Annotated in this window: 6 protein-coding genes, 2 tRNA genes and 3 rRNA genes; 5 read left to right on the forward strand and 6 right to left on the reverse strand. The window is 44.7% G+C overall.

What is annotated here, in order from left to right; genetic code table 11:
* Positions 1-48 precede the first annotated feature (48 nt).
* The 5 genes from SULYE_RS03095 to rrf all read left to right on the forward strand — a co-directional run bounded on the left by SULYE_RS03095 (position 49) and on the right by rrf (position 5,086).
* Positions 49-1,573 (forward strand): 16S ribosomal RNA (locus tag SULYE_RS03095).
* A gap of 59 nt (positions 1,574-1,632) precedes the next feature.
* Positions 1,633-1,706, forward strand: a tRNA-Ile gene (locus SULYE_RS03100).
* Positions 1,707-1,714: 8 nt separating this feature from the next.
* Positions 1,715-1,787: transfer RNA gene (locus SULYE_RS03105), tRNA-Ala, on the forward strand.
* Positions 1,788-1,981: 194 nt separating this feature from the next.
* A 23S ribosomal RNA gene (locus tag SULYE_RS03110) occupies positions 1,982-4,927 on the forward strand.
* A 41-nt stretch (positions 4,928-4,968) separates the two neighbouring features.
* Positions 4,969-5,086 (forward strand): 5S ribosomal RNA (gene rrf, locus SULYE_RS03115).
* The 16S, 23S and 5S rRNA genes sit together here with 2 tRNA genes alongside, the layout of an rRNA operon.
* A gap of 382 nt (positions 5,087-5,468) precedes the next feature.
* On the opposite strand, the gene SULYE_RS03120 is transcribed toward rrf, so the two are convergent.
* From SULYE_RS03120 to SULYE_RS03145, 6 genes are all read right to left on the reverse strand, one after another.
* Complete coding sequence (locus tag SULYE_RS03120) at positions 5,469-6,050, reverse strand: CDP-alcohol phosphatidyltransferase family protein (protein ID WP_007546416.1); 582 nt, start codon at positions 6,048-6,050, stop codon at positions 5,469-5,471.
* The gene (locus tag SULYE_RS03125; RefSeq protein WP_007546418.1) at positions 6,047-6,658 is read right to left on the reverse strand and encodes a phosphoribosylanthranilate isomerase; all 612 of its coding nucleotides are present in this window, start codon (positions 6,656-6,658) and stop codon (positions 6,047-6,049) included. The genes SULYE_RS03120 and SULYE_RS03125 overlap by 4 nt, the downstream gene beginning before the upstream one ends.
* Complete coding sequence (locus SULYE_RS03130) at positions 6,655-7,623, reverse strand: transketolase family protein (RefSeq protein ID WP_007546419.1); 969 nt, start codon at positions 7,621-7,623, stop codon at positions 6,655-6,657. The genes SULYE_RS03125 and SULYE_RS03130 overlap by 4 nt, the downstream gene beginning before the upstream one ends.
* Before the next feature lie 4 nt (positions 7,624-7,627).
* Positions 7,628-8,488, reverse strand: coding sequence for a transketolase (locus SULYE_RS03135; RefSeq protein WP_007546420.1), 861 nt, complete (start codon positions 8,486-8,488; stop codon positions 7,628-7,630).
* A 218-nt stretch (positions 8,489-8,706) separates the two neighbouring features.
* Positions 8,707-9,327: a hypothetical protein gene (locus SULYE_RS03140; RefSeq protein WP_007546421.1), complete on the reverse strand. Its 621-nt coding sequence runs from the start codon at positions 9,325-9,327 to the stop codon at positions 8,707-8,709.
* A gap of 5 nt (positions 9,328-9,332) precedes the next feature.
* Positions 9,333-9,696 (reverse strand): tetratricopeptide repeat protein (locus tag SULYE_RS03145; protein WP_007546422.1); only part of this gene is annotated, 364 nt, incomplete at its 5' end.

The raw sequence follows: 9,696 nt of genomic DNA on the forward strand, positions 1-9,696 counted from the left end.
TGGCAATGAATAAGGAAGCTAAGAGATGGGCGAGGTCTTCAAAAGATTCTTTTGGAGAGTTTGATCCTGGCTCAGCGCGAACGTTGGCGGCGTGCCTAACACATGCAAGTCGTGGGGCAGCAGGCTACTACCTTCGGGTAGTAGTGCTGGCGACCGGCAAACGGGTGAGTAACACGTAGCTTACCTACCCATAGGTTGGGGATAACATCCCGAAAGGGGTGCTAATACCCAATAATGAGGAGGCTCCAAAGCCCTTATGGGTGCCTATGGATGGGGCTGCGTCCCATCAGCTAGTTGGTGAGGTAATGGCTCACCAAGGCTACGACGGGTAACCGGTCTGAGAGGATGACCGGTCACAGTGGGACTGAGACACGGCCCGCACCCCTACGGGGGGCAGCAGTGGGGAATATTGGGCAATGGCCGAAAGGCTGACCCAGCAACGCCGCGTGGTGGATGAAGCCCTTCGGGGTGTAAACACCTTTTCTGGGGGAAGATAATGACGGTACCCCAGGAATAAGGGACGGCTAACTACGTGCCAGCAGCCGCGGTAATACGTAGGTCCCGAACGTTGCGCGAATTTACTGGGCGTAAAGGGTCCGTAGGCGGTTTAGCAAGTGGTTGGTGAAATTTCACGGCTCAACCGTGAAACTGCCTTCCAAACTGCTAAACTTGAGGCAGGGAGAGGTCGGCGGAATTCCCGGTGTAGCGGTGAAATGCGTAGATATCGGGAGGAACACCAGTGGCGAAGGCGGCCGACTGGAACTGTCCTGACGCTGAGGGACGAAAGCTAGGGGAGCAAACCGGATTAGATACCCGGGTAGTCCTAGCCGTAAACGATGGATGCTAGATGTGGGCTACGAAAGTAGTCCGTGCCGTAAGCTAACGCGTTAAGCATCCCGCCTGGGGAGTACGGCCGCAAGGTTGAAACTCAAAGGAATTGACGGGGACCCGCACAACCGGTGGAGCGTCTGGTTTAATTCGATGCTAACCGAAAAACCTCACCAGGGTTTGACATGCGGTGTGTCGGGTATGAAAGTACCCTAGGCTATGATTATTCATAGCCGCGCCGCACAGGTGGTGCATGGTCGTCGTCAGCTCGTGTCGTGAGATGTTGGGTTAAGTCCCGCAACGAGCGCAACCCTTGTCCTGTGTTACCAGCGGGTAATGCCGGGTACTCACAGGAGACTGCCGGCGATAAGCCGGAGGAAGGAGGGGATGACGTCAGATCAGTATGCCCTTTATGCCCTGGGCTACACAGGCGCTACAGTGGCAGGGACAATGGGCTGCAACGCCGTAAGGCGGAGCTAATCCCCTAAACCCTGTCGTGGTGCAGATTGAGGGTTGCAACTCACCCTCATGAAGGCGGAATCGGTAGTAATGGCGAATCAGCAATGTCGCCGTGAATACGTTCCCGGGTCTTGTACACACCGCCCGTCACGCCATGGGAGTCGGGTTCATCGGAAGTCCCCGAGCTAACCTGCAAAGGAGGCAGGGGCCGATGATGGGCCTGATGACTGGGGCGAAGTCGTAACAAGGTAGCCCTAGGGGAACCTGGGGCTGGATCACCTCCTTTATAGGGATATCCTATACAAAAAACAGCTCATCTTCTTAGCTTCCTTCCTAATTTGCTAAGGGCCTTTAGCTCAGGCGGTTAGAGCGTACCCCTGATAAGGGTAAGGTCAGTGGTTCGAGTCCACTAAGGCCCATAGAAAATGGGGACGTAGCTCAGTTGGGAGAGCATCTGCTTTGCACGCAGAGGGTCAGGGGTTCAAGTCCCCTCGTCTCCATAGCGGTAAAGGAAAAGGAAAATAGGAAATAGTAAAAGTAAAAATTGGTAAAAGTAAAGAAAAAAGAAAAGAGTATAAGTTAAGTAAGTAGGCAAAAAGTAAAAGAGTAAGAAGTAATAATATAAGTAAGAGTAAAGTAGTAAAAAAGGTACCTTGGCAATTGAATAGGTTAGTAGGCTGTAGGTAGTAGATAAGGCCAAGCTGCTAAGGGTCCATGGTGGATGCCTAAGGCAGTCAGAAGGGATGAAGGGCGTGGCAAGCTGCGATAAGCCTCGGGGAGCCGCAAGCAGGCATTGATCCGAGGATTCCCGAATGGGGAAACCCGGCTGGTTAATAGCCAGTCATCCGCGTCAGCGGAGCCGAACTCGGCGAAGTAAAACCTTTTAGTAGCCGGAGGAAAAGAAACCGCAATGGGATTCCCTAAGTAGCGGCGAGCGAACGGGGAAGAGCCTAAACCAGTGTGGTGCCATGGTGGTAGCCTTAGCCACACTGGGGTAGTGGGATAGCCGGCGCAGACAGCTACCACTGTCTGGGGAAGTTACAAAACTGTCAGTTAGCAGAAGTAGCTGGAACGCTACGCCATAGAGGGTGAAAGCCCCGTATGCAAAAACTGACAGTCTTCCTAGCTGCTAATCCCGAGTACCACTGCCCCCGTGAAAGGTAGTGGGAATCAGCCCAGACCACTGGGTAAGGCTAAATATTCCTGACTGACCGATAGCGCAACAGTACCGCGAGGGAAAGGTGAAAAGAACCCCTGCAAGGGGAGTGAAAGAGAACCTGAAACCATGGATCTACAAGCCAGTGGAAGGACTATTAAAAAGTCCGACTGCGTGCCTCTTGGAAAATGAGCCAGGGAGTTGTGGTATGCGGCAAGCTTAAGCCGATAGGCGAAGGCGTAGGGAAACCAAGTCCGAATTAGGGCGCTATTAGTCGCATGCTGCAGACGCGAAGCGGAACGATCTATCCATGCCCAAGGTGAAGGACGGGTAACACCGTCTGGAGGCCTGAACCAGTCGGTGCTGCAACACAGTTGGATGAGGTGTGGATAGGGGTGAAAAGCCAATCGCGTTCCGTGATAGCTCGTTCTCCCCGAAATGCATCGACGTGCAGCGTCAAGCGTTTCCCCCGGGAGGTAGAGATACTGATTGGGCTAGGGCCCCGAAAGGGGTACCGAACCCAACCAAACTCCGAATGCCCGGGAGGATAGCTTGGCAGTGAGACTACGGGGGATCAGCTCCGTAGTCGAGAGGGAAACAACCCAGACCGCCAGCTAAGGTCCCAAAGTGCATGCTAAGTGGAGAAGGATGTAAAGCCTCGAAGACAGCGAGGAGGTTGGCTTAGAGGCAGCCATCCTTTAAAGAGTGCGTAACAGCTCACTCGTCGAGAGGCTTTGCGCCGAAAATTTAACGGGGCTAAGCATGCCACCGAAGCTGCGGGCTTGCTTTAACAGCAAGCGGTAGGGGAGCGTTCCCTGCGGGCTGAAGTCTCACCGTAAGGAGGGATGGACTGCAGGGAAGTGAGAATCCTGGTATGAGTAGCAGCCAAAGACAGGTGAGAAACCTGTCCGCCGGAACTCCAAGGGTTCCAATCCAATGTAAATCAGGATTGGGTTAGTCGGTACCCTAAGGTGAGGGCGAAAGCAGTAGCCGATGGGAAGCAGGTTAATATTCCTGCACCAGCTGTCTGGAGACCAAGGCACGACGCAGGAGGATAGCACCAGGGGAGATTTGGATCGCTCCCTTTAAGCGTCCGAGGGCGAGGAATAGGCAAATCCGTTCCTCATACAAGCCCAAGGCGTGATGAGGAGGCTAAGCCTCGTGCTTAGCCAACTGGTGTGACTTCAGACTGCCAAGAAATAGTGTCGTGGTCGTCGAAGGATGGCTGACCGTACCGGAAACCGACACAGGTGGAGTGGGTTAGCAGCCTAAGGCGCTTCGGGGTAACTCTCCTCAAGGAACTCGGCAAACTGACCCCGTACCTTCGGAATAAGGGGTGCCCACCGCAAGGTGGGTCGCAGAAACCAGGTCCAGGCGACTGTTTACCAAAAACACAGCACTGCGCAAACTCGAAAGAGGACGTATGCAGTGTGAAACCTGCCCAGTGCCCGTAGGTTAAGGGGAGGGGTGATAAGCCCCAAACCGAAGCCCGGGTAAACGGCGGCCGTAACTATAACGGTCCTAAGGTAGCGAAATTCCTTGTCGGGTAAGTTCCGACCTGCATGAATGGTCCAACGATCTGGACGCTGTCTCGAGGAGAGTCCCGGTGAAATTGTAGTGCCGGTCAAGATTCCGGCTACCTGCGGCAGGACGGAAAGACCCTGTGAAGCTTTACTGTACCCTGGCACTGTTTGCCTGCGCATCCTGCGCAGGATAGGTGGGAGCCTAAGAAGTGCCCCTTTCGGGGGGCATGGAGGCGCCGGTGAGATACCACCCTGGATGTGTGGGTAAACTAACCTAGCCGTGTTACCCACGGCAGGGACAATGTCAGGCGGGCAGTTTGACTGGGGCGGTCGCCTCCTAAAGGGTAACGGAGGCGCCCAAAGGTACCCTCAGGTGGGTCGGAAATCCACCGTTAGAGTGCAAAGGCATAAGGGTGCCTGACTGCGAGACTGACAAGTCGAGCAGACGCGAAAGCGGGGCTTAGTGACCCGCATGTTCCGAGTGGAAGGGCATGCGATCAGCGGATAAAAGCTACTCCGGGGATAACAGGCTAATCCCGCCCAAGAGCCCACATCGACGGCGGGGTTTGGCACCTCGATGTCGGCTCGTCGCATCCTGGGGCTGAAGTAGGTCCCAAGGGTTGGGCTGTTCGCCCATTAAAGCGGCACGCGAGCTGGGTTCAGAACGTCGTGAGACAGTTCGGTCCCTATCCGCCGCAGGCGCAGGATACTTGAGAGGAGCCATCCTTAGTACGAGAGGACCGGGATGGGGCAGGCTCTGGTGTACCAGTTGTTCCCCAAGAGCAGCGCTGGGTAGCCATCCTGCTACGGGATAAGCGCTGAAAGCATCTAAGCGTGAAGCCCACCTCAAGATAAGGTATCCCTGAAGGGCCGTGGGAGACTACCACGTTGATAGGCTGCAGGTGGAAGCTCGGTAACGGGTGGAGCCAAGCAGTACTAATCGCCCGTTTGGCTTGGCCTTTTACTACCTACAGTCCTACTAACCTACTGGGTTGCCAATTCCCTGGTGTCCATAGCGGTGGGGAAACACCCGGCTTCCATTCCGAACCCGGCAGTTAAGCCCACCAGCGCCCATGATACTGGCCGGGAGACCGGTCGGGAAAGTAGGTCGACGCCGGGGTTTATTTGTTTTGAATTTTTTATCATAGAAAAATCCGACAAGAAATAATCAATTTTCAAATCACAAAATCTCTTTTCAAATGATCAATTATCTTTAAAAAATCCTTTTTTAATTGTTATATTTAAAAAAACACTGGTTGCTGCCTGATAGACTTAAAAAGTCTTTCTATTGAAAATCAAAGAAATCTATCCATTTTAATCTATTTTTTCATCAGTGTCAGGTGTCTTTGAAGAGTGTTCCAAAATTCTTGCAAACTTACCTCTTCGTCATCCTTAGGCCGAAGGATCTTCTCTTTTGATTTTTCGATTTGAAAAAACACGAGATTCTTCGCCGGCTTCAGAATGATAACATTGATTTTTAGAACACTCTATACACTATAGAGTCAAAGCTTAGAACTTTCTTTATAAAAATAAAAAATTCTTTGGAATGCTGTAAAGTTTGAGCCGATGGCTATTAAAAGAATGCTATAAAAAACCATTCCGGATAAAAGTCCAATGATTAAAAATATTGACCTTTCCGGTCTTTCAAATGCACCTATTTTACATTCATATCCAAGACCTTCACATCTTGCCCTTGTGTAGCTTGTCATAAATGAGCCGATTATAGCCGCTGCACCAATCAAAAAAAACAAATCATCATCCTTATACAGATAAATCAAAACAAAAATTGGAACCACATCAGAGTATCTATCTATGACAGAATCTAAAAAAGCTCCAAAAGTTGAAGTTTTGTTATACTTTCTTGCAAGGTATCCATCAAGCGCATCAAAAATATTTCCAAAAAGAATAAAAATCCCAGCAATAAACAGATAATTTAGATAGATAAAATAGCTTCCAATAAAAATTAAAATCAAGCCACAAATGGTTAGAAAGTTTGGAGTTATGTTTAATCTATACAGAAAATCTACAACCGGAGCTGTTTTCTCTTCCCAAATAGGTTTTATATTTTTTATAAACTGACTCATCTGTTTTTCGCAATGTCTATAAATTTTTTAACTTTATCCAAGTCTTTAACACCTGGAGATACTTCTAACTTTGATGATGCATCAACTCCGTAAGGTTTTACATGGTTTAAAATTTCTTTAAGATTGGTTTCAGACAGACCGCCGGAGATGATTACTTTGTCATACACGTCTGTAATTTTTTTCAAGAGATTTAAATCTATCATCTCCCCCGTCCCACCATAAACACCTTCTTTAAACGCATCAACTAAAACTGTAATATCTTCGTTTTTAAACGTCTTTATTTTTTCTAAATCTGATTCGTTTTTAACTCTGATTGCCTTTATAACTCTATTTTTCGGAAATTTTTTAACAAAATCTAGATCTTCATCTCCATGAAACTGGATAAAATCAGCTATGTTTAAAAGTTCTAAAGCCTGCTCTAAGATTGGATTTACAACAACCGCCACAAGCTTACTATTTTTTAGATTTTCTTTTATTTCTTTAATCCTTTCAATGCCAATATATCTTGGACTTTTTGGATAGGTTATAACACCTATATAATCTGCTCCATACTCTGATATTTCTTTTGCTTGACTTGGCAGAGTTATGCCACAGATTTTAACAATCATCTCACTTTTTTAGTTAAAGCTTCTTTTATCTTTTTCTTTAAACCCGACACAGATAAGCCAAGCTCTTCCATTACTTCCCAAGCCGGACCGGATATGCCAAATCTATCTTCAACACCATGTCTTACAAGGATAGTTGGATAATTTTCTGCTAAAACTTCTGCCACTGCACTTCCAAGACCGCCGATTATAGAATGCTCTTCTGATGTAACCACTGCACCTGTTTTTTTAGCGGTTTGTATGATTAAATCTTTATCAATAGGTTTTATAGAAGACATGTTTATAACTTCTACATCTATACCTTCATCTTCTAGCTCGTAAGCAGCTTGTAAAGCCATAGAAACCATTACACCGCAGGCTATAACAGATACATCCTTACCTTCTTTTAATACATAACCTTTACCAAGTTCAAACTCGTAGTTTTCAGGCAATATTACCGGGAATTTTTCCCTTCCCATTCTTATATAAAACGGCTCTTTAATCCAATGAACTTTTTTAAGAACTTTTTCCATCTCAACGCTATCTGCAGGAACGATTACATTCATATTTGGCAGCGTTCTCATTAATGATACATCTTCATTCATTTGATGAGAAGCTCCATCTTGACCTACAGAAACACCACCATGAGAAGCTACAAGTTTAACGTTTAGTTTATTGTAAGCTATTTGCTGTCTGATTATCTCCCAAGGTCTTCCAGCTATAAATATGGCAAATGAAGATGCATAAACAGTCCTGCCGGTATAAGCAAGTCCTGCAGCTATACCAATCAAGTTTTGTTCTGCAATTCCGGCATTGAAAAATCTATCCGGATAAGCAACATGAAATTTATGGGTTCTTGTAGATTCTGATAAATCTGCATCTAAAACAACCATTTCCGGGTCTATCTTTCCAAGCTCAACCAAGACTTCTCCGTATGTATCTCTTAATGCTTTTTTAGGTAATTTATTTATATCAATTTTTTCAGCCATCAAACTACACACCTCCGGATGTTAATTCTTGGATTGCTATCTCATACTCTTCTTTGCTTGGTGCAACGCCGTGCCATTTAAAGTTATTCTCCATAAACGATACGCCTTTACCTTTAACTGTATGAGCTACAATCATGATTGGCTTTCCTTTTATTTGATTTGCTTGAGTAAAGGCATCTATTATCTGCTGATAATCATGTCCATCAATCTCTATTACATGCCAGCCAAAAGCTTCATACTTTTCTTTTAGTGGATGTATGTTTACAATCTGTCTTACATCTCCATCAATTTGAAGATTATTATTATCAAGAATTGCTATTAGATTATCTAACTTATGATGTCCTGCAAACATTGCAGCTTCCCAAGTCATACCTTCCTGAACTTCTCCATCTCCAAGCATTACATAAACTTTATAATCCTTATTTGCAAGCCTTCCAGAAAGAGCTTGACCGATTGCTACCGACAAACCTTGACCTAAGGAACCTGTTGAAGCTTCTGCTCCGGGAACACCGTGTTTATTTCCTTGCCATGCAGGATGACCTTGCAATCTACTATATCCATCCGGAGCAAATCCCTTTATTTTTCTGTAAGTAGATAATTCTTCTTTTGGTATATAACCAGCTTTTGCCAACACTGAGTATAAAGCAGGTGATGCATGTCCTTTAGAAAGGATAAATCTATCCCTGTTTTCCCACCAAGGATTTTTTGGGTCATATCTTAAAAACCCGCCAAAATATAAAACAGTTAATATATCAATGGCAGACAAAGACCCACCCGGATGTCCAGACTGGGCGTTGTACACCATTGTGATAATATCAATTCTAAGCTCTCTTGCTATTTCTTTCAACTCTTGAATATCTCTCAACCTTTTCTAACCTCCTGTAAATGTTTATGACTTTTTATAATATACGTTGGGTGAGAAATTCAACAAAAACATAAGATTCTTCGCTTCGCTCAGAATGACAAATAAGGTCACCTTTCTGATGTCCATCATTCAACCTTTTCCTGTCATCCTGTGGCCATAAGGCCGAAGGATCTCATTTTAAATTCTATAAAAAATCATTAGGTATAAATATTACTTATTCATTTAATAAAGTTCAAATTTGATATATTAAGCTTCATTAAAACGCTGCCATTATTTGTAAGCTGAATTTCATTGTTTAAACCATACTCAACTGTATAGTCTTTATAGATTATCTTTCTTAAATTTCCTTCTTCATAAACAAGTGTGTACTCCGGTCTGATTATCTTTAATGTATTGCCATCACATTCATACTTTTCGTTTTCTTGGATGCTGAATTTTTTAGATATTAAACTTTTTAAAAGAGTTATATCTGTCAATGGTTTTGCTTGTGGCATATAAAGGGATACTAAGGATAAAATCTCTCCGGAATTACAAGATTCAAATCCTGAAGCTTTGACACATAAAGAACCATCTTTTCTTTCTATTGTCAAAAGATTTTTTCCAAAGGGAGATGATATATACATTTTTTCATTTTCTCTAAATTCTCCTTTTACTAATGCCGGCAAGCCAGAAACCATCGCAGAACCAGCAAAGCTAAATTTATCAGGAATGGCATTATCTTTTTGTTTTATCTCTTTAAACTTATTCTCACAGTAAAAAGGTTTAAATGTAGTTGTAGAACAAGAGTTTAAAAATAAAGCAGAAAACAGAACAATAATTAGAAATTTTAAATTTTTCATCTTACTTACCTCAAATCTTTAAGCTTTCTTAAAACTCTTTCTTTTTGCTTTGGCTCTCCTTCTCCCTTTTTATCTATTAATTCTAAAGCTTTTTTGTAATACTCTTTAGCATCTTGTTTTTTGTTTAATTTTTGTAAAATATCTGCATAATGCTCGTTTAATACCGGGTCATCGGGCATTTTTTCAAGTGCTTTTTTTATCAGCTTTTCAGCCTCAGTATAATTACCTTTTTTGTAGTACCCCCAACCAAGGCTATCTATATAAGCAGGGCTGTCCGGCATTTTCTCGAGTGCTTTTTTAACAAGTTCAATGCCTTTGTCTATGTTTATTTCTCTATCTATGTAGGTGTATCCAAGATAATTTAAGACA

Source organism: Sulfurihydrogenibium yellowstonense SS-5, assembly GCF_000173615.1.
Classification (GTDB): Bacteria; Aquificota; Aquificia; order Aquificales; family Hydrogenothermaceae; genus Sulfurihydrogenibium; species Sulfurihydrogenibium yellowstonense.

Excerpts from the sequence above, each read along its gene's own strand:
- SULYE_RS03120 (WP_007546416.1), bottom strand. The coding sequence starts at position 6,050 with ATGAGTCAGTTTATAAAAAATATAAAACCTATTTGGGAAGAGAAAACA.
- SULYE_RS03125 (WP_007546418.1), bottom strand. The coding sequence starts at position 6,658 with ATGATTGTTAAAATCTGTGGCATAACTCTGCCAAGTCAAGCAAAAGAA.
- SULYE_RS03130 (WP_007546419.1), bottom strand. The coding sequence starts at position 7,623 with ATGGCTGAAAAAATTGATATAAATAAATTACCTAAAAAAGCATTAAGA.
- SULYE_RS03140 (WP_007546421.1), bottom strand. The coding sequence starts at position 9,327 with ATGAAAAATTTAAAATTTCTAATTATTGTTCTGTTTTCTGCTTTATTT.